Annotated in this window: 15 protein-coding genes and 6 pseudogenes; 10 read left to right on the forward strand and 11 right to left on the reverse strand. The window is 33.0% G+C overall.

Annotated elements, in window-relative coordinates; all coding sequences use genetic code 11:
* The first annotated feature begins 103 nt into the window (after positions 1–103).
* Positions 104–1,012: a patatin-like phospholipase family protein gene (locus ACQ9BO_RS15845; protein ID WP_431241530.1), complete on the forward strand. Its 909-nt coding sequence runs from the start codon at positions 104–106 to the stop codon at positions 1,010–1,012.
* 73 nt (positions 1,013–1,085) lie between these two features.
* On the opposite strand, the gene ACQ9BO_RS15850 is transcribed toward ACQ9BO_RS15845, so the two are convergent.
* Positions 1,086–1,607 (reverse strand): hypothetical protein, encoded by a 522-nt coding sequence (locus tag ACQ9BO_RS15850; RefSeq protein WP_431241531.1) that lies wholly within the window; start codon positions 1,605–1,607, stop codon positions 1,086–1,088.
* Between the two features lie 127 nt (positions 1,608–1,734).
* Here ACQ9BO_RS15850 and ACQ9BO_RS15855 point away from each other — a divergent pair.
* From ACQ9BO_RS15855 to ACQ9BO_RS15875, 5 genes and pseudogenes are all read left to right on the forward strand, one after another.
* Positions 1,735–2,501 (forward strand): annotated as a pseudogene (locus ACQ9BO_RS15855) (sulfite exporter TauE/SafE family protein).
* 292 nt (positions 2,502–2,793) lie between these two features.
* Positions 2,794–5,130 carry an ATP-dependent helicase gene (locus ACQ9BO_RS15860; protein ID WP_431241532.1) on the forward strand — a complete coding sequence of 779 codons (2,337 nt, stop codon included), beginning with the start codon at positions 2,794–2,796 and terminating at the stop codon, positions 5,128–5,130.
* A gap of 134 nt (positions 5,131–5,264) precedes the next feature.
* Positions 5,265–5,885 (forward strand): L-threonylcarbamoyladenylate synthase, encoded by a 621-nt coding sequence (locus ACQ9BO_RS15865; protein WP_207296351.1) that lies wholly within the window; start codon positions 5,265–5,267, stop codon positions 5,883–5,885.
* A gap of 77 nt (positions 5,886–5,962) precedes the next feature.
* Entirely contained in the window at positions 5,963–6,337 is a 375-nt protein-coding gene (locus ACQ9BO_RS15870) for a carboxypeptidase-like regulatory domain-containing protein (RefSeq protein WP_431241533.1), read from the forward strand.
* A 74-nt stretch (positions 6,338–6,411) separates the two neighbouring features.
* On the forward strand, positions 6,412–6,996 hold the full coding sequence (locus ACQ9BO_RS15875) for a hypothetical protein (protein WP_431241534.1): 585 nt from the start codon (positions 6,412–6,414) through the stop codon (positions 6,994–6,996).
* A 223-nt stretch (positions 6,997–7,219) separates the two neighbouring features.
* On the opposite strand, the gene ACQ9BO_RS15880 is transcribed toward ACQ9BO_RS15875, so the two are convergent.
* From ACQ9BO_RS15880 to ACQ9BO_RS15890, 3 genes and pseudogenes are all read right to left on the reverse strand, one after another.
* Positions 7,220–8,053, reverse strand: coding sequence for an OmpA/MotB family protein (locus tag ACQ9BO_RS15880; RefSeq protein ID WP_431241535.1), 834 nt, complete (start codon positions 8,051–8,053; stop codon positions 7,220–7,222).
* A gap of 34 nt (positions 8,054–8,087) precedes the next feature.
* A pseudogene (locus ACQ9BO_RS15885) lies at positions 8,088–9,106 on the reverse strand (glycosyltransferase).
* Between the two features lie 20 nt (positions 9,107–9,126).
* A pseudogene (locus ACQ9BO_RS15890) lies at positions 9,127–9,577 on the reverse strand (type I restriction enzyme HsdR N-terminal domain-containing protein).
* Positions 9,578–9,646: 69 nt separating this feature from the next.
* On the opposite strand from ACQ9BO_RS15890, the pseudogene holA reads away from it, so the two are divergent.
* The 3 genes and pseudogenes from holA to ettA all read left to right on the forward strand — a co-directional run bounded on the left by holA (position 9,647) and on the right by ettA (position 12,635).
* A pseudogene (holA, locus tag ACQ9BO_RS15895) lies at positions 9,647–10,649 on the forward strand (DNA polymerase III subunit delta).
* Positions 10,650–10,714: 65 nt separating this feature from the next.
* Positions 10,715–10,897: a CAL67264 family membrane protein gene (locus ACQ9BO_RS15900; RefSeq protein WP_035643908.1), complete on the forward strand. Its 183-nt coding sequence runs from the start codon at positions 10,715–10,717 to the stop codon at positions 10,895–10,897.
* 46 nt (positions 10,898–10,943) lie between these two features.
* Complete coding sequence (ettA, locus tag ACQ9BO_RS15905) at positions 10,944–12,635, forward strand: energy-dependent translational throttle protein EttA (RefSeq protein WP_431241536.1); 1,692 nt, start codon at positions 10,944–10,946, stop codon at positions 12,633–12,635.
* Between the two features lie 172 nt (positions 12,636–12,807).
* Here ettA and ACQ9BO_RS15910 read toward each other — a convergent pair whose 3' ends face one another.
* The gene (locus ACQ9BO_RS15910; protein WP_431241537.1) at positions 12,808–13,221 is read right to left on the reverse strand and encodes a thiol-disulfide oxidoreductase DCC family protein; all 414 of its coding nucleotides are present in this window, start codon (positions 13,219–13,221) and stop codon (positions 12,808–12,810) included.
* 270 nt (positions 13,222–13,491) lie between these two features.
* Positions 13,492–15,656 (reverse strand): annotated as a pseudogene (locus ACQ9BO_RS15915) (endonuclease MutS2).
* Between the two features lie 109 nt (positions 15,657–15,765).
* Here ACQ9BO_RS15915 and ACQ9BO_RS15920 point away from each other — a divergent pair.
* Positions 15,766–16,437, forward strand: coding sequence for a uracil-DNA glycosylase (locus tag ACQ9BO_RS15920; RefSeq protein ID WP_431241538.1), 672 nt, complete (start codon positions 15,766–15,768; stop codon positions 16,435–16,437).
* A gap of 13 nt (positions 16,438–16,450) precedes the next feature.
* Here ACQ9BO_RS15920 and ACQ9BO_RS15925 read toward each other — a convergent pair whose 3' ends face one another.
* The 5 genes and pseudogenes from ACQ9BO_RS15925 to ACQ9BO_RS15945 form a co-directional block, all read right to left on the reverse strand.
* Entirely contained in the window at positions 16,451–16,837 is a 387-nt protein-coding gene (locus ACQ9BO_RS15925; protein ID WP_320567378.1) for a DUF4258 domain-containing protein, read from the reverse strand.
* A 36-nt stretch (positions 16,838–16,873) separates the two neighbouring features.
* Positions 16,874–18,073 (reverse strand): alanine dehydrogenase, encoded by a 1,200-nt coding sequence (locus tag ACQ9BO_RS15930; protein WP_431241539.1) that lies wholly within the window; start codon positions 18,071–18,073, stop codon positions 16,874–16,876.
* An 85-nt stretch (positions 18,074–18,158) separates the two neighbouring features.
* On the reverse strand, positions 18,159–18,632 hold the full coding sequence (locus ACQ9BO_RS15935) for a GNAT family N-acetyltransferase (protein WP_431241540.1): 474 nt from the start codon (positions 18,630–18,632) through the stop codon (positions 18,159–18,161).
* A gap of 436 nt (positions 18,633–19,068) precedes the next feature.
* On the reverse strand, positions 19,069–19,476 hold the full coding sequence (tsaE, locus tag ACQ9BO_RS15940; protein ID WP_431241541.1) for a tRNA (adenosine(37)-N6)-threonylcarbamoyltransferase complex ATPase subunit type 1 TsaE: 408 nt from the start codon (positions 19,474–19,476) through the stop codon (positions 19,069–19,071).
* A gap of 110 nt (positions 19,477–19,586) precedes the next feature.
* A pseudogene (locus ACQ9BO_RS15945) lies at positions 19,587–21,137 on the reverse strand (PglZ domain-containing protein).
* Positions 21,138–21,260: the final 123 nt, after the last annotated feature.

Below are 21,260 nucleotides of genomic sequence, written 5' to 3' on the forward strand. Positions count from 1 at the left end.
AAAGTATCAAGAAACAAAAAGTGATTAAAGATTTATGTTTATATGTCTTTGCTCTTACATCTTTCTTCTATTTTCTAAAAAAATAAAACCTACAATACCACATATGAGAGCATTAGTTATTTCTGGCGGCGGAAGTAAAGGCGCATTTGCCGGCGGAGTTGCACAATATTTAATCGAAGAAAAAAATCACGAATACGACTTGTTTTTAGGCACTTCTACAGGGAGTTTGCTTATTCCGCATTTAGCTCTTGGACACATCAAAAAAATCCATTCGGTTTATACTAATGTTACAATGTCCAGTATTTTTAATATTTGTCCATTTGTAGTTAAAAACAAAGAAGGCGTTGATATTGTTACAATAAATCACTTCAATGTTTTGCGCCAGTTTCTTAAAGGAAAACGAACTTTTGGGGAAAGCAAAGGTTTGAAGAAATATATCCGAAACAATTTTTCTTTATCGGATTTTAATAAGCTTAAAAAACTCAAAACTGATGTTATTGTAACCGTTACTAATTTTACTAAAAACGAATCTGAATATAAATCGGTGAAAGATTGTACTTATGAAGAGTTTATAGAATGGTCTTGGATTTCAAGTAATTATGTTCCGTTTATGAGTTTGGTTGAAAAGAACAACTGCGAATATGGTGATGGCGGTTTTTCAAGTTTAGTGCCAATTCGTGAAGCTATCAATCGCGGCGCTACTGAAATTGATGTAATTGTTTTGGAAACGGAAGTAAATACTACTAAAACGGTTATTGGTAAAAATCCGTTTTCATTAATGATTGATTTGTTCCGAATTGCGCTCGATCAAGTAGAAAAACATGATATTGCTATAGGAAAACTTATGGCAAGCAACAAAGATGTAAAACTAAATTTATACTATACCCCAATTAAACTTACTGATAATGCTTTGATTTTCAATAAAGAGATCATGAAGGAATGGTGGAAGCAAGGATATGAATATGCTCAGAATAAGTCTGAAGTTATGAGTGATAATAAGATATTGATTTGAGATTGCAGATTGTAGATTTTAGATTGTAGATTAAAATGTCAAAATCTACAATCTGCAATTTCAAATCTTTATTCTACCACAAGTCCGCAACCTCATTTTTAATAAAACTCAAAGCGACATTGCTTGGAGATTGTTTTTCTAATAAATCATTCAAAATAACTTCACGTAATTTATCTGCATTTTCAACACGGTCGCTCATTGCACTTTTACGAATCATTTGAATTGTTGCATTTTTTGCCGTTGTGATTATGGTCCAGCATTCTTCAGACATATAAATTTGTTGCGTCAAATTGTGCTCGAATTCATTTTCGATTTGGTCAATAAGGTAATTTTCGTAATCGTGTTTGTCGTTAGAGATTGGCGCAACTCTAATTAGTAATTTCGTCAGATTGATGCGTTCTAAAAATAACGTCATACGCTCATACGCTTGCAAACGTATAGGTAATGATTGCTTCTGGTAATCTCTATTCAATAAAAAAGCACGTTTTTTATCGTTGTTTTTGATATGCAGTTCAAAAAAACTGTATGCTACAAATCCGGTTACAATTGCAGGTAAAGTATAACTGGCTAATTCTATAATTCTTGTAAAATCCATTTGGGTTAATTTTTTAGCAAAAATATACTTTTTGATGAGAAATCCATTTTAAATTTTTGGTAATAAACAAAACGGAAAGGCTTACTTTTGCAAGTACTTTTTCAAAATCTACCGAAACATACTTTTAATGGATTCATATATAATTATTTTGCTTTGTTTGGTCGCTTTTGCAGCGGGTTTTATTGATGCTATTGTCGGCGGTGGTGGATTAATCCAAACTCCAATGGGATTGATTTTATTGCCAAATCTTCCAGTTTCCACAGTTATTGGATCGTTAAAAATTCCAGCATTTACGGGAACCTCTTTTGCGACTTTTCAATATTTAAAAAAGGTTGTAATTCAGTGGAAGTTGTTGATTATAATGATGTGTTTGGCAGTTCCATCGGCATTTTTGGGTTCTACAATTTTGACATTAGTGAGCAATGATTTTATGAAACCGCTTTTATTGGTGGTTTTGTCGTTGTTGTTTGTTTATACGTATGCAAAGAAAAATTTTGGACAGCATGAAGCCAAAGAACATTCAGAAGTTACGCAAATTATCTATGCTGTTCTAATTAGTATGATTGTTGGATTTTACGACGGATTTATTGGCCCTGGAACAGGAAGTTTTTTTGTAGTTGCATTTATTGCGCTTTTAGGGTTTGATTTTTGCACGCTTCCGCGAATGCCAAAATGGTAAATCTGGCAACGAATTTTGGTTCAATTTGTCTTTTTATGATCAAGGGAAAAATAATCTGGGCAATCGCAATTCCAATGGCAATCAGCAATGGTCTTGGAGGATGGCTTGGTGCAAAACTGGCTATTAATAAAGGAAATAGTTTTATTAGGATTTTCTTTTTGATTGTTGTGGTAGGGACTTTGATTCGATTTGCTTACGATGTGTTTTTTAAGTAAGTTGCTAAGATTCTAAGATGCTAAGTTGCTAAGTTTTTCTTTTTTGCCTAAATAAAAAACTTAGAGTCTTAGTGGCTTAGGATCTCAAAAAAATGTTTGTTCTTAGCCCCGATTGAGGCGGTATCCTCGCGACAGAGCGAAGAGATATAGCCGAAAGCGGGAACCCATGCCTGAAAAAATGCCTAATGTTCGGCTTAAAAAAAGAAAAAACTTAGCATCTTAGAACCTTAGAATCTTAGTAGCTATTTAGAGTTTTAATTCTTATTTTTGCATATATAAGGAGATAAATTACATGCAGAAATATATTGACCAGCTCAACGAAGCACAGAGAGCGCCTGTTTTAAAGAAAGACGGGCCAATGATTATTATTGCTGGTGCAGGTTCGGGAAAAACCCGTGTTTTAACGATTAGAATTGCTTATTTGATGCATCAGGGAATTGATGCATTCAATATTTTGTCGCTGACTTTTACCAATAAAGCGGCGAGAGAAATGAAACACAGGATTTCGGATATTGTGGGAGCATCTGAAGCGAAAAACCTTTGGATGGGAACGTTTCACTCTATTTTTGCTCGTATTCTTAGAGCAGAATCAGATCATTTGGGTTATCCTTCCAATTTTACGATTTATGATTCTCAGGATTCGGCCAGATTGATTTCTTCAATTATTAAAGAAATGCAGTTGGATCGCGATATTTATAAACCAAAGCAAATTTTAGGTCGTATATCTAGTTATAAAAACAGCTTAATCACCGTTAAAGCTTATTTTAATAATCCGGAATTGGTTGAAGCCGATGCTATGGCAAAAAGACCAAGATTGGGTGAAATTTATCAGCAATATGTGGAGCGCTGTTTTAAAGCCGGCGCAATGGATTTTGATGATTTGTTGTTGAAAACCAATGAATTGCTGACACGTTTTCCTGAAGTTTTGGCGAAATATCAAAATCGTTTCCGTTATATTTTGGTTGATGAGTACCAAGATACGAATCATTCTCAGTATTTGATTGTTAGAGCTTTATCGGATAAATTTCAGAATATTTGTGTGGTTGGAGATGATGCACAGAGTATTTATGCTTTCCGCGGAGCGAATATTAATAATATTTTGAATTTCCAGAAAGATTATGAAGGCGTGGTAATGTTCCGTTTGGAGCAGAATTACCGTTCGACACGAAATATTGTTGAAGCGGCAAATACTGTAATGGATCATAATAAAACAAAGCTTGATAAAGTAGTTTGGACAGCGAATGAATTTGGACCAAGAATTAAAGTCCACCGAAGTTTGACAGATGCCGAAGAAGGGCGCTTTGTAGCGAGCACGATTTTTGAGCAGAAAATGCAGAATCAGTTGCATAATGGCGCTTTTGCCATTTTGTATCGTACAAATGCGCAGTCACGTGCAATGGAGGATGCTTTAAGAAAACGTGATATTCCGTATCGAATTTATGGAGGTTTGTCTTTCTATCAACGTAAAGAGATTAAAGACGTTTTATGTTATTTGCGTTTGGTTTTAAATCCAAAAGACGAAGAAGCTTTAATTCGTGTCATCAATTATCCAGCACGTGGAATCGGGGATACAACTGTTGAAAAATTAACTATTGCGGCAAATCATTACAAGCGTTCTATTTGGGAAGTAATGGTGAATATCGATAAAATCGACCTGAAACTGAATGCTGGAACCAAGAACAAATTGAAAGATTTTGTAACGATGATTCAGAGCTTTCAGGTTATTGATCAAAATCAGGATGCTTTTTATATCACGGATCACGTTGCAAAGAAAACCGGATTGGTTCAAGAATTGAAGAAAGATGCTACGCCGGAAGGAATGGCGAAGATTCAGAATATCGAAGAACTTTTAAATGGTATCAAAGATTTTACTGAAGGACAAAGAGAGATTGACGGAGCTAGAGGTGCACTTTCTGAATTTATGGAAGATGTAGCTTTAGCAACCGATTTAGATAAAGATACCAACGATGAAGATCGTGTGGCTCTAATGACGATTCACTTGGCAAAAGGATTGGAGTTTCCGCACGTTTTTGTGGTGGGAATGGAAGAAGATTTGTTTCCTTCTGCCATGAGTATGAGTACAAGAAGCGAATTGGAAGAAGAGCGTCGTTTGTTTTATGTGGCATTGACACGTGCAGAACATCAAGCGTATTTGACATATGCGCAATCTCGCTACCGTTGGGGAAAATTAACTGATAGTGAACCGTCTCGTTTTATCGAGGAAATTGATGGTCAGTATTTAGAATATTTGACTCCGTCTGAAACTAATTATCGTTACAAATCTCCAATTGACGGAGATATTTTTGGAGATGTTGATAAATCGAAACTGAGATTAAGCAAGCCAGTTGGAGGAACTCCGCCAAAACATATTACAGACAATAGTCCAAAACCGGATTTAAATATCAGAAAGCTTAAGCCAGTTGGAGGAACGAATCCAAATGCTGGTGCTCCAAATTTATTTGATAGCAAATTAACGGTTGGAAATGTAGTAATGCACGAGCGTTTTGGAAAAGGCGAAGTGATTAATCTGGAAGGTGTTGGCGCAGATAAAAAAGCAGAAATTAAATTTGAAGTAGGCGGAATCAAGAAATTGTTGTTAAGATTTGCTAAATTAGATGTCGTAGGATAAAAAAATTCAAGTTTTGAAAACATTTGTCACCCTGAGCGAAGTCGAAGGGCGCTCCAATTGGACGTGGGCTTCGACTTCGCTCAGCCTGACAAACTTTAAACCTGAAACAAACAAAACTTTAAACAAAAAGCATAATGGCTGAATTCATAAAAATATACCCAGATAAACCTAGTGAAGCCGCCATTGCAAAAGTGGTTAAAGTGCTTCAGAATGGAGGTTTGGTAATTTATCCGACAGATACTGTTTACGGTTTGGGTTGTGATATTACCAATTCACGCGCATTAGAAAAAATTGCAAAAATTAAAGGGGTCAAATTAGAGAAGGCAAATTTTTCTTTTATTTGTCATGATTTGAGCAATTTATCAGATTATGTGCGTCAGATCGATACATCGACTTTCAAAATATTGAAAAGAGCTTTGCCAGGTCCTTATACTTTTATTTTGCCAGGTAATAATAATTTGCCAAAAGAGTTCAAAAAGAAAACTACAGTTGGTATTCGTGTACCTGATAATAATATTATTTTAGAAATTGTTCGTCAGCTTGGAAATCCGGTTGTTTCAACTTCTATTCGTGATGAAGATGACGTGATTGAATATACCACAGATCCTGAACTGATTTTCGAGAAATGGCAAAATCTTGTAGATATGGTAATTGATGGAGGTTATGGCGACAACGTTGGTTCGACTATTATTGACTTGTCAGAACATGAGCCAGTTGTTGTGAGGGAAGGTAAAGGCGATATTGATATTTTATAAGAAAATAGGTATATTTTTAGGAAAATACAAAAAGGTTTGGTTAATTAGCTACTAATTAATCAAACCTTTTGGCTTTAATGAAAAAACTCTTTACTCTTTTGTTTTTATTTTCTGCGGTCACTATATTTTCACAACATAATCTTAATGGTAAAATTATAGGCAAGGATAATACTCCAATAGAAGGAGTAAATATTTACTATGATGGTACAACAATTTCAACAGTTTCAGATGCTGATGGAAAATTTTCTATCAAGTATGAACCTAATGCTAATAGTATTTTAGTAATTAGTTCAATGGGATATCAAACCGAATATCTGTCGGGATTAGATGTTTCGAAGCCATTAAATATTACACTGAAGATTTCGGAAAATGAGCTTAAAGAAGTTGTAGTTAACAATAATAATGAGTTTACAAGAGCTCAGAAACTAAAGCTGTTTAGAGAATATTTTTAGGAAAAACTAGTAATGCTAAATCAGCTATTATTAAAAATGAAGATGATATTAAATTTAATTATGATAAAAAGAATTTGCTGTTTACAGCCTCTTCAGATAAACCTTTGGTAATTATAAATCCAGCCTTAGGATATAAAATTGATTTTGAATTGGTGATTTTTGAAGTTTCTTTTAATAGATTCAGCATTAATTCAATAGATGCATATAAAAATTTTTATGGTGGCGTAAGTCGATTTGAAGAAATTGATAATAGTGCTAAAGTTTTAAAAAGACGAGAAAAAACGTTTCAGGGATCTCAAATTCAGTTTTTCAGAAATTTAGCAAATACAGATTGGGAAGCTAAGAAGTTTTTGTTGTTTAAAGGTAAATATAATCAGGATCCAACTAAATGTTTTAAAATAACTAAAGAAGGCGATTTTGCAAAAGTAGAATTGATTCCTCAAGATAATGGCGAAAATACAAATCTAAACTCAAAGTATATTGTATCATATAATCTTATCTTTGATAAAAAAGAAGCGTCGAGAATCACTTTTGAAACAAAAAGTTTTTATATTTATAAGTATGGAAATAATTCAAATATTCAAGACATACTTTTTTCAGGAAAAATTTCGGAAAAAAGAGTTGGTGATATGTTGCCTTTAAATTATGGAATCGAATAATTGTAATGTTTAAAACGGCAACATGGTATATTTGTAAAAAAAACTGAAATTGTGTAAATGTTAAAAAATAATCACTAACTTTAGTATAGTTAAAATTTAGTTAGTTGATTAAAAATAATGCTATTCTTAATTTATATTTAATTGGTTATTAAAAAAATTAAGGATACATAAAAGCAGGTCGTAAGACCTGCTTTTTCTGTTTTTATGATATGTAAAACAAGGATTATTTAGCCTGTTTTTTCATTTCTTTTTCGATCATATCATAGAACTGATCGATTTTTGGCATAACCACGATACGAGTTCTTCTGTTACGAGCTTTGTTTTCTGGAGTATCATTTGCAACTAATGGCACGTAAGAGCTTCTACCAGCGGCAATTAATTTTGCAGGATTAACTCCAAGATCATTTGTTAATACACGAACGATAGAAGTAGAACGTTTAACACTTAAATCCCAGTTGTCTAGCAAAACTCCGTTGCTTTTGTAAGGAACGTCATCTGTATGACCTTCAACCATACATTCAAAGTCAGGTTTGTCATTTACAACTTTAGCAACTTTCGCTAAAACAGATTTTGCTTTGTCGCTTACGTCATAACTTCCACTTTTGAATAACAATTTATCAGCAATAGAAATAAATACAACTCCTTTTTCAACATTGATTTCGATATCTGGATCGTTGATTCCAACAGCTCCTTTTAAACTTGTAACTAATGCTAAAGTTACACTGTCTTTTTTCGTAAGAGCATCTTGAAGTCTTGAGATTTTCAAATCTTTCTCTTTTAAGCTTTCTAGAGATTTTTCTAGGTTTTCAGCTCCTTTAGTAGTTAAAACCGTTAAATCTTTTGAACTGTTGATTAAGTCTTGATTATGTTGTTTTAAACCGTCAACTGTAGCGACCAAACCAGCTTTTTCTTCTAGACAAGAATTTAATTTCACAGTACAAGAGTTTAATAAATCTTGGGTCTCTTTGTTCTTAGCTTCAAGTGTCGCGTATTGCTTTTTCGATACACACGAAGTTAAGGCCATTAATACTGATAGTGCGATAACTATTTTTCTCATAGGTATTATATTTAATTAAACGTTGATTACAAATTTAGTTTTTAATATTTTGTTTACTGTTAAAGATTTCTTTAAAAACCAGCAATTTCTTTACGTAATATAGGTAAACGATACTTTTTACGGTATAGTATTGCTGTATTTGAAAATCTTTTCTCTTTTTTAGATACTTTAAAGATAGGCAATAAAATGAGAAATGTGCTTTTAAAATAGCAAAAGTATGGCTGAATTTCCCTTGTGTAAGAAAACGGATACCCGCAATTCCATCTAAAACCATTCGGAAGAAAATAGTGAAAAACAATCCTTTCTTTGGCAAATTTTTCACAAGCATCAATAATGAATTTCTAAAATTCAAAAACGTTTTCCGTGGATTTCCTTGCTGTAAAGTTGCGCCTCCAACATGATAAACAACAGATTTCGAATTATACTTTATAATATGTCCTTCATTTGTCGCGCGCCAGCATAAATCAATTTCTTCCTGATGCGCAAAAAACTTTCGTCAAACCCACCTAATTCATCGTAAACATTCTTTCGGATAAAAAAGCATGCCCCAGAAGCCCAGAATAATTCGCAATTATCATTGTATTGGCCATTATCTTTTTCTACGGTATCAAAAATGCGTCCGCGACAAAACGGGAAACCATATTTATCAATAAATCCGCCAGCTCCTCCGGCATATTCAAAATATTCTTTGTTTTTAAAGTCAAGAATTTTAGGCTGAATAATTGCGGTTTGTTTTTCAGATTCAAAAGTTTCCAATATGGGTTTCAGCCAATTTTCAGTTACTTCAATATCTGAATTTACTAGAGCATAAATTTCTGCATCAATATTTTTCAATGCATCATTGTAGCCTTTTGCAAAACCATAATTACCAGTATTTTTTACAATTTTTACTGTAGGGAAATTTTGTTGAACAAATTCAACTGAATTATCTGTAGAATCATTGTCGGCAACATAAATTGTTGCTCCTTCTGAAAACTGAATAACAGATGGTAAAAACTGCTCAAGCAATTTTACTCCGTTCCAATTTAAAATGACAACTGCTATTTTATCCAAAAGTTCTTAAATTATTTATTTTAATGGTTTTCTTTATAATCAGGAAGGCTTCTCAAAAACTCATATTTCTCGTTTTCAAAATCCATTTGACAATAAAAATGGTTTAGTCCGTTTGTGACATTCAAAAACCGTGCCTGCATTGTCATATTGTAGCGAGCAATTTGATCAAAAGTAGCTTGAGAAATTTTTACTTCGGGCGCTTTGCATTCTACTAATATATGTATAGAGCCATTTGAGTTAAAAACAACAACATCATATCTTTTTCGTAACCCATTGACTTTTAAAACTTTCTCAACGTTTATTAGTGATTTGGGATATTTTTTTCGTGAATCAAATAATGAACGACGTGCTGGCGAACCCATTCTTCTGGGGTAAGAATGATAAATTTTTTCTGATTTCATCAAAAATAGACACTTTATTTTCGCTATTTTTGAATCGAAAACTATAGGTTGGGAAATTTAATTGTCGCATAAAGCAAAAATATAAAATAGTTTTAGGTTTCAAACCAACTTGAAACTTTAAACTTGAAACAAATTTTAAATGGACGAAGTTGTAAAGATTGTCAATGATATTAAGGCTGGAAATATAAAACCAATTTATTTTTTCATGGGCGAAGAACCTTACTATATAGATAAGTTAACTGAATATATTGAGGAGAATGTGCTCGCTGAAGAAGAAAAAGGTTTCAATCAAACTGTTTTGTACGGAAGAGATGTTTCTATTGAAGATATTGTTTCAACCGCCAAGCGCTATCCTATGATGGCTGATCGTCAAGTTGTTATTGTAAAAGAAGCACAAGATTTATCTCGAAATATTGATAAATTAGAAGCGTATGCCAATAATCCTATGGAAACTACGGTTTTAGTTTTTTGCTACAAATACAAAACGCTGGACAAACGCAAGAAAGTAACGAAAGTTCTAGCTCAAAACGGATTAGTTTACGAAAGCAAAAAACTTTACGAAAACCAAGTTGGTGATTGGATCAAGCGTGTCTTAGCGGGAAAAAATATACAATTGATCCAAAAGCAAATGCCATGTTGGTAGAGTTTTTAGGAACCGATTTGAGCAAAATCAACAATGAATTAGAAAAACTGCAAATTATTTTGCCACAAGGCACAATGATTACAGCAGAACATATTGAGGAAAACATTGGTTTTAGTAAAGACTATAATGTTTTTGAACTTCGAAAAGCAATTGGAGAACGCAATCAATTGAAAGCGTATAAGATAGCCGAAAATTTTGCTCATAATCCAAAGGAATATCCGTTGGTTATGACTACAGGATTGGTTTTCGGATTCTTTGTGCGACTTTTAAAATACCACGGATTAAAAGATAAAAACCCAAAAAATGTCGCTTCTGTTCTTGGTGTAAATCCATTTTTTTGAAAGAATATGATTTGGCGGTCAAAAATTATCCAATGCGAAAAGTAAGTCAGATAGTTGGTGCTTTGCGAGATATTGATGTAAAAAGCAAAGGAGTAGGAGCAAATGCACTTCCGCAATCAGATTTATTAAAAGAAATGCTTTATAAAATATTTAATTAAGCCGTAATAATTCACGATATTTGCCTTTCTAAAAAATAATCAGATTAAAAAATAATTACACAATTATGGGAATGAATAAAAATACCATTTTAGGATGGGCCACTTTGATAATGGTGCTTATGGGATTGTTGCTTATAGGTCTTGGGATCTTTAGGTACAGTGATGTTTCGGGCTGGGGATTCGCCGCAGTTGGAGTTGGTTTTTTTGCTAATGCCTGGGTTTTCAATGCTTTGAAAGGAAGGGTTTAATCTGTTTTTGATCATAATAAATAATTTAAATAAAAAATAAAAACAAATGTCAGACGATAAGAAAGTAATTTTCTCAATGCAGAAATTGAGTAAAACCTATCAAGGAGCAGACAAACCAGTACTTAAAAATATTTATTTGAGTTTCTTTTACGGGGCTAAAATTGGTATTTTGGGTCTTAATGGTTCTGGAAAATCTTCTCTTTTAAAAATTATTGCAGGAGTTGATAAAAACTATCAAGGTGATGTGGTTTTTCAACCGGGTTATACTGTAGGTTACTTAGAGCAAGAGCCAATTCTTGATGATTCTAAAACAGTTATCGAAATTGTTCGTGAAGGAGCGACTGAGACAATGGCGGTTTTAGAAGAATACAATCAAATCAATGATTTATTTGGTCTTCCGGAATATTACGAAGATCAGGACAAAATGGATAAATTGATGGACCGTCAAGCGGCATTGCAAGATAAAATTGATGCTCTTGGTGCTTGGGAAATCGATACGAAATTAGAAATCGCAATGGATGCATTGCGCACGCCAGAAGGTGACACACCAATCAAAAACCTTTCTGGAGGTGAGCGTCGTCGTGTAGCTTTATGTCGTTTGTTGTTGCAACAACCAGACGTATTGCTTTTGGATGAGCCTACCAACCACCTTGATGCTGAGTCAGTTCTTTGGTTAGAGCAACATTTAGCACAATATTCAGGAACTGTAATTGCAGTAACGCACGACCGTTATTTCTTGGATAATGTTGCAGGATGGATTTTAGAGTTGGATAGAGGAGAAGGTATTCCATGGAAAGGAAATTATTCTTCTTGGTTGGATCAAAAATCAAACCGTTTGGCTCAAGAAGAAAAAGTAGCTTCTAAACGTAGAAAAACTTTAGAGCGTGAGTTGGAATGGGTTCGCCAAGGTGCAAAAGGTCGTCAGACAAAACAAAAAGCGCGTTTACAGAACTACGATAAATTATTAAATGAAGATCAAAAACAACTTGATGAAAAGTTAGAGATCTATATCCCTAATGGTCCTCGTTTAGGAACAAATGTTATTGAAGCTAAAAATGTAGCGAAAGCTTTTGGAGATAAATTATTATACGATAATTTGAACTTTACGTTGCCACAAGCTGGAATTGTTGGAATTATCGGACCTAACGGTGCTGGTAAATCGACTATTTTCAAAATGATTATGGGCGAACAAGCTACAGACAGTGGAGAATTTTCAGTTGGAGATACTGTAAAAATTGCTTACGTAGATCAATCGCACGCTAACATCGATCCGAACAAATCGATTTGGGAAAACTTTGCAGATGGCCAAGAATTGATTATGATGGGCGGAAAGCAAGTAAACTCAAGAGCTTATTTATCACGTTTCAACTTTGGTGGTGGAGAGCAAAACAAAAAAGTGTCAATGCTTTCTGGTGGAGAACGTAACCGTTTACACTTAGCAATGACTTTAAAAGAAGAAGGAAACGTACTTTTACTGGATGAGCCTACGAACGACCTTGATGTTAATACACTTCGAGCTCTTGAAGAAGGTTTAGAGAATTTCGCTGGATGCGCCGTGATTATTTCTCACGACAGATGGTTCTTAGATAGAATTTGTACGCACATTCTAGCTTTTGAAGGAGATTCTGAAGTTTATTTCTTTGAAGGAAGTTTTACTGAATATGAAGAAAATAAAAAGAAACGTCTTGGAAATGATTTGACTCCAAAACGTATCAAATACAGAAAATTGATTAGATAATAAAATCTAAATTTTCAATAAAAAAATCCCAAATTCCAAAATTATTGGAGTTTGGGATTTTTATTTGATTTTAATTATAAGTAAACCGGTTTTTAAAACCTGTCGGGTTTGAATTGAATATATTTTAAAGAAAGTTTGCCTGTTGGAATTTGGAATTTAAAAATTGGAATTTTTAAAGAAACTTAGATTTCAACTCCGGACTAGGAATCATACAGCTCTCTTTTTTGCCGTACCAATTGTATCTGTTTTTAGCAATATAATCATAAATTCTATCGCTGATGAAAATTGGAACAATTCTAAAAATTGGCGTCAATTTCCAAAGTCCTCCAAAATTTTTAGCTATTTCAATAACAGCAGAAGATTTGTAAAAATAAGCTGTTCCAGGATCGTATAAAATAATGCTATCCATTTTTGAAAAACTGATTCCTAAATGTTTGCAAATTGAAATTCCTAAATCAGATTGTAATGCTACAAATCTAAAAATATCATTTTTGTCATGTTTGATAATAAATTGTACAGCGGAACTGCATAGATTGCAAATTCCGTCAAAAAGAACTATTTTTTTATTTTTTGGAAGGTTTTCCATTTTATAGTTTTAAAGTAAAAACTTTGTCAAATTTTCAAACTTTGACAAAGTTCTATAGATTTAAAGAATTAATTTTATCTATTGAATTTTTAATTTCTATAAAATTAATAAATTAAAAACGGCTTTCATAAATTGATTTTAATCGAGTTTTAGAAAAAGATAATATTATTTTGCTTTAAAAATAAAAACGTTTATTAAATCGCTTTATTTTAATTTAAGTTTTTTTATGTCAATTTTTGAGATTGAAAACGGCGACTGCAACTGAAAACTTTATTTTTTTACAGCTTCAACCAATTCCAATTCATCCAAACTTACTTTTGATGTAAAAATTCCGTAATTAACCGTTGCTTTATTTTTTTCGATAGAATCGATACTTCCAACAGATCTTCCGTCGAGCATTCTTACTCGATCGCCCACTTTCAAAATTGGTTTTGGTTTTTCGACTACAGGTTTAAGTTTTTTCTCTTTTTTCTCTTTTCTGATTTCTTCGACTTTTACCTGAACTTCGGCAATAATTTCTTTTTGCTTTTCAACTTTTGCTTTGACTTCTTTCGGAGTTGCTTTTTTACGTTTTGAATTTTCAATCTCAACAATTTTCAAAAACTCACCAATAAGTTCCTTTTTGTTTTTGTTGTTGAAATATTTCTCAGCAATATCATCAATTTTTTGCCCTATATATATAATCTTCTGATTGCTGTCGTATAATTCCTGATAGCTTTCCAATTTTTGCTGGATTTTAGTATTGATGTTTTCCATCTTTTTGCTTTCCTCGCGCGCCCTGGTTTCTTCTTCTTTTAAATTCAAAGAAGTTTTTTCCAGTTTTGATCGCTCTTTTTGAAGTGTTGCGATGGTTTTGTCAAAACGAACTTTTCCAACTTCGATTTTCTTTTTTGCACGATTGATTAGTCCAAACGGAATTCCATTTTTCTGAGCAACTTCAAAAGTAAACGAACTTCCTGCCTGACCCAAAGCTAACTTGTACATTGGTTCAAGTGACTTTTCGTCAAACATCATATTTGCATTTGTTGCATAAGGCAATTCGTTGGCAAGAATTTTTAAATTGGAATAGTGTGTTGTAATAATTCCGAAAGCTTCACGATGGTAAAATTCTTCTAAGAAAATTTCCGCCAAAGCTCCACCCAGTTCCGGATCAGAACCAGTACCAAATTCGTCAATTAAAAACATGGTTTTTCTGTTGCATTTCTTCAAGAAATAATTCATGTTTTTTAATCGGTAGCTGTATGTACTTAGATGATTTTCAATTGATTGATTGTCTCCAATATCAGTTAAGATTCTGTCAAATAAGAAAGTTTCGCTTCTTTCGTGAACCGGAATCAAAATCCCCGATTGCAACATTAATTGCAATAAACCAACCGTTTTCAAGGAGATAGTTTTTCCTCCAGCGTTCGGTCCAGAAATTACGATAATTCGGTTTTCTTGTTTTAGTTCAATGGTTTGCGGGTGCGTAACTTCCTTTTTTGCTTGTTATTTAAATACAAAATTGGATGATAGGCTTCTCTAAAAAACAATCTTCTTTCTTCAGTAATTGTTGGCAAAATTGCGTTAATACGATTAGCATATTTAGCTTTTCCGGCAACTACATCAATGTCACTCAAAAAGTCTTGATATTCAATTAATAAAGGAAGATACGGGCGAATGACATTCGACAAATTCTTTAGAATTCTCGTAATTTCTTCTTTCTCTTCGTATTCTAAATTGGCTAATTCTCTCGAATATTTCAAAGTAGCTTCAGGTTCGATATAAGCAATGCTTCCTGTTTTGGAACTTCCTAAAATTGAGCCTTTTACTTTTCGGCGATACATGGCCAAAACTGCTAAAACTCTGCGGTTTTGTACAAAACTTTCCTTAATATCATCTAGATATCCTAAGCCATTGTATTGAGTCAAGGCAACACCAAAACTTTGGTTTACTTTTCCTCGAACCAAATTCATATTTTGGCGAATTCCAGCAAGAGCAGGTGATGCATTGTCTTTGATCTCTCCGTATTTGTCAACAATTGTATCAATTGTAGTAATAATGTCTTTGGTCAACTCAACGCGAGAAGCTCTAGCATTTAAGTTTGGATAATAATCGTCGAATTTTTTCAAGAAATTCAACAAGACATTTGTAGTTGCAGAAAGATTGGCAATTTTTCTAAAACTTCCTACTTCAAGGAAGCTGTCTTCAATTGCTAGAAACTTGATTTCGTGTGTTATAGCGTCAAATCCGTGGTTGGGAATGGCGTTATTATTTTGAAAAGAAGAAACATATTCTGATGTCTGCATCAGCGACTGCATTAATTCTTCTTTATCTCTGAATGGTTTTATTTGTAAAGCCTTTTCTTTTCCAATATCAGTATTGCAACCATCTGAAATGGTTTCAAGCACTGTTGGAAATTGTAAATCTTGTAATGTTTTTTCTGTAATAGATACCATTATATATCGTAAGTTGTAAGATTTCAAAGTTACAAAGTTTTGAAACTAAAATGCATTATTTGTTGGCACTTTGAAGAAAACTTTGCGTAATTTGTAATAAAATTTTAAAATGAAAATTAATTTATCTCAAGATTGGCGGACTGTTATGAAAGACGAAATTCAGAAACCTTATTTTAAGGAATTGATGGATGCGTTGGAAATTGAATACAAAACACATACCTGCTATCCACCTGCTGAATTGATTTTCTCTGCTTTTGATAATTGCAGTTTTTCAAACTTGAAAGTTGTAATTATTGGCCAAGATCCTTATCATGGAGAAGGAGAAGCCAATGGTTTGAGTTTTTCTGTAAATGATAATGTCAAAATTCCGCCATCACTTCGTAATATTTTCAGAGAAATAAATACTGATTTTGATTCGATTTTTATGCCAACTTCAGGTAATCTTGAAAAATGGGCAAAACAAGGTGTTTTACTTTTGAATGCGTCTTTGACCGTGCGCAAAGATAGTCCAAATAGTCATAAACATTTAAAATGGAATCTTTTTACAGATGCCGTAATCCAGGCAATTTCCGATAAGAAAGAAAATATTGTTTTTCTTTTATGGGGAAGTTTTGCTCAGAAAAAAGGACTAAAGATCGATCGATCAAAACATTATGTTTTAGAATCTGGACATCCGTCTCCAATGAGCGCTAATCAAGGAAAATGGTTTGGAAACAAGCATTTTAGCCAAACAAATGCTTTTCTAAAATCAAAAGGAATTGAAGAAATAGAATGGTTTTGATACTTCAGGGAAACTATTTTTCCGTTTCTTTTTTGATGATATCTTCTAAAACAGCTTTATTTTCATAATTCACTACTTTTAGAATAATTTCTTGATTTTTTACAGTTTTTCCTTCAATGATGTAAAGTTTTCCTTTTTTAAACGGAATGTTGCTTTGATCAAAATCGACATCTCCGTAAGTCAATGTGTTTTTGATATCAGCAGTATCAACCCATTTTTCGTTCAAGGTTTGAATAGCTTTGTCTGAATATTGAAAAGGTTTCGTTCTAAGATTGTTTAGTACTCTTGCATTTGGGAAATAATTGCAACGCGTATCTTTTCCAATAAAAAATCCTGAAACAATAAAACATCCTAATACAAGGCCAATAAGATAATATGCAAAACGGTGTACGAACTTCATGAAATAAAATTTTTGCAAAGGTACACTAAAGTTCCTTTAAAAAACAAGTAAATTAATATCGTTGTCCGGCAAATCAAACCAATCGCCAATGGCTTTGTTTGTAAGGATTCCGTGGTACAAATAAATTCCGTTTTTAAGGCCTTTATTGCATCGAATAGCACTTTCTAAACCACCATCTTCGGCTATCTGATGAAGATAAGGAGTTAAAATGTTACTGATTGATAATGAGGCGGTTTTGGAATATCGAGAAGGAATATTTGGCACGCAATAGTGCAAAACATTGTTTTTAATGAATGTCGGTTTTTCGTGTGTCGTAACTTCAGAGCTTTCAAAGCATCCGCCGGTATCAATACTTACGTCAACAATTACAGCACCTTTTTTCATATGCTCGACCATGGTTTCAGTTACTACAATCGGGCAACGCTCTTTTCCTCTCATCGCTCCAATCGCCACATCACAACGGCGCAACGCTTTTAATAAACCTTTTTGCTGAATTGTTGAAGTGAAAATTCTTTGATTTAAATTGTTTTGCAAACGTCGCAATTTCGTAATCGAATTATCAAAAACTTTTACGTTTGCACCAAGTCCAATTGCAGTTTTAGCGGCAAATTCGCCAACTGTTCCAGCTCCAAGAATCACAACTTCAGTAGGGGGAACTCCTGTTATATTTCCAAACAAAAGTCCTTTTCCAAATTCGTCCGTAATCATTAATTCGGTCGCAATAAGGATGGAAGCAGTTCCGGCAATTTCGCTTAATGATTTTACTGCTGGATAAGAACCGTCTTCATCTTTAATATATTCAAAAGCTAATGCTGTAATTTTCTTTTGTGCCAAAGCTTCGAAGTACGCTTTCTTTTTGGTTTTAAGCTGAATGGCTGAAATAATAACCGTTTCAGGATTGATCATTTCGATTTCAGCTAGAGTAGGCGGTTCTACTTTTAATAAAAACGGACAGCCAAAAACTCTTTTGGTATCTTTTGTAATTTCGGCGCCGGCATCTGCATATTCTTTGTCAGTATAGCTCGAACTTTCGCCTGCACCAGATTCAATCATCACTCTATGGCCTTCATAAGTAAGTGAGTTTACGGCGTCAGGAGTCAGGCATATACGACGTTCCTGATAGCTAGTTTCTTTCGGGATTCCTATGAAAAGTTCTCTTTTAAAACGACCAATCTCAAGTTTTTCTTCCTGTGGGATTAATTGTTGTTTTGTAAATGGAGTTAACGTGATTGACATGGGTTGTGCAAAAAATTAAAGGTACAAATTACGCAAAAAGATTTAAAATTAATGCAAAAATTCTGCTAATACTATAATGACAATGTTAAGAAATTTTTTTCTCCATTTTTATGTCGGCTCTTTCATAAATTCCTTTTTCTAATGGAATTTCTTTAAAACCAAATTTTTTATACAAATGAATAGCAGGAAGTAAAGCGGTGTTTGAATATAAAAAGAGTGTTTTCATATCTTTTTCTTTAGCAATTTTTATGCAATGTTCAAGAAGTTTGTTGCCAATTCCCAGACCTTGAGCTTTGTCGGAAACTGCCATTTTGCTTAATTCAAAAGTAAAATCGTTTTCTTTTAATAATGAGACTGTGCCAAGAATTTCATCATTATATTTTGCGTAGAAAATCATACCGCCTTTATCAATAATTTCTTCTTGCGGATTTGAAAGCGTGATTTTGTCTTTGTCTTCAACTCTGAAATATTTTTCCAGCCACGCTATATTTAGGGTTTTGATGTGTTCTTTTAAATCTGGAGAAAAGGGGATTATCTCTATTTTATTTTGGGTAACCATTTTAGTTTAATTCTTGATTTAGTTTCGGAAATTGAATTTCAAAACTTTTATTTTGAAATTTACTGTCTAAGCGAAATCCATATTCTAAACCAATTTTGATAAGAGAATTTAGCATTGATTTGTCTTGATTGCTTAATGTCTGAGATATTTTTAAAAACTTTTCTTCGCCAATTTTATCAATAACTTGAACTATAATACTCCCTAGCTCATAACAACCAGCACCATCTCCACAGTTAAAATTGATTAGTTCATGAAGAGAATTTTTATCAAGTTTTATTGTATTGTCAATAATCCGACATAAATTATTATTTTCAGAGTAACTTTGATTTTCAACTAAAATGGAGCCGAATTTAATTCCTTTATATTCGTCTTTGTTACAACCAGTAAATGTAATTAGGGTTAAAATAAGAATAATGAATTTTTTTTCATATTTTATTTAAGACAAAACTAACTTTCTTTTTCCATCTTCCAACAACTCAATATTTATTGTTGAATATTCTTCAGGAAGCAGATTGGCGATTTTTTCAGACCATTCTATAAAGCACCAGCTTCCAGAATATAAATAATCATCAACGCCCATATCAAGCGCTTCTGTTTCTTTGTTCAATCGGTAAAAGTCGAAATGGTAAACCGTTTGATAGTTAGAAGTTTGATATTCGTTTACCAAAGAAAAAGTTGGGTCGCTTGTGGCATCTTCAACTCCTAAAGTTTTGCACAATTGTTTGATCAAGGTTGTTTTTCCAACACCCATTTCTCCATTGAAAAGAATGATTTTTTTAGGATTTGAAGCAATAATCTGCTCTGCAACTTCTTGAATTTGATCTAATGAAAAAACGATGTTCATTGTTGTTTATTTTTTGCCACGAATTTCACAAATTTTCACGAATTAAAATTTTATTTTTTGAGTTTTAAAATGAATTAATTCAAATTCGTGAATTTCGTGGCGATATACTTTTATTTAGGATTGAATACTAAGAACGGAATAATCATTTCTTCCAACGAAATTCCGCCGTGCTGATACGTGTTTTTGTAATAACTCACATAATGATTGTAGTTGTTTACATAGGCCAAAAAGAAATCATTTTTGGCAAAAATAAACGAACTGCTCATGTTTATAGCTGGCAAGCCAATAGTTTTAGGTTCTTTTACCACATAAACATCTTTTTGTTCGTATGTCAAACTACGACCAGTTTTGTAACGCAAATTTAGGCTTGTATTTTTATCTCCCACAACTTTCGACGGATTTTTTACATTTATTGTTCCGTGATCTGTTGTTAAAATCAGTTTGAAGCCCAAAAGCTGTGCTTGCTGAATGATTTCTAACAAAGGTGAGTTTTTAAACCAGCTCAAAGTCAATGAACGATAGGCCTTATCATCTGACGCTAATTCTTTAACGACTTCCATTTCAGTTTTAGCGTGCGAAAGCATGTCAACAAAATTGTAAACCACAGTTACTAAATCATTTCCTTTTAAGGCTTTAAAGTTTTCTGCCAGTTTTTTTCCGCCAGCGTAATTCGTGATTTTGAAATAATCTTCCTTAATATTTAAGCCTAAACGTTTTAATTGAGCTGAAAGAAATTCGGCTTCGTAAAGGTTTTTTCCACCATCTTCCACATCATTTTTCCAATATTCAGGAAATTGTTTTTCCATTTCTACGGGCATTAATCCCGAGAAAATTGCATTTCTGGCATATTGAGTAGCAGTTGGAAGAATAGAGAAATACGGAACTTCTTTTTCCAATTTATAATAATTTGAGACAACACTTTCAAAAGATTTCCACTGATCGTAACGAAGATTGTCGATGACCACAAAAAGTATAGGTTTGTCTTTCTTTTTGATTTCAGGAACAACTAATTCTTTGAATAAAGTATTGGATTGTATTGGTTTATCTGCTTTTGGTGCAAACCAGTCTTCGTAATTTCGTTCAATATATTTCCCGAATTGCGAATTGGCCTCAACTTTTTGAGATTCCAAAATTTCAATCATCGCCGTGTCGTTGATGTCTTCCAGTTTTAGTTCCCAAAAAGCAATTTTTTATACAGTTCAACCCAGTCTTCATAAGAGTTAACCATCGCTAATTCCATTGAAATTTTTCTGAATTCTTTCTGATAATCCAATGTCGTTTTTTCAGTAATTAATCTTGAATCATCCAGGTTTTTCTTCAAACTTAACAGGATTTGATTCGGATTCACAGGTTTTATCAAGTAATCGGCGATTTTAGAACCAATCGCTTCTTCCATAATATATTCTTCCTCGCTTTTGGTGATCATAATCATCGGAATAGCCGATTTTTCTCTTTCATTTCAGAAAGTGTTTCCAAACCGCTCATTCCCGGCATATTTTCATCTAAAAAAACAATGTCAAAATTATCTTCTTCGAATAAAGTAACTGCATCAAGGCCGTTGTTGCAAGTTGTTACCGAATAATTTTTTTCTCCAGAAATAATATATGTGGCTTTAAAAGATCGATTTCATCATCGACCCAAAGTATTTTTATCTTATCCATAAACAAATTTATTTTTAATGCAATTTAGAGGTATAGAACTTAAAAACTATTAAAAATAGTATAAATTTCGGATAAATGAAGCCTAAATTTGATATAAAATCTTTTTGAATTTTAAGTATTTAC

The organism is Flavobacterium sp. P21 (assembly GCF_050632225.1).
Taxonomy (GTDB): domain Bacteria; phylum Bacteroidota; class Bacteroidia; order Flavobacteriales; family Flavobacteriaceae; genus Flavobacterium.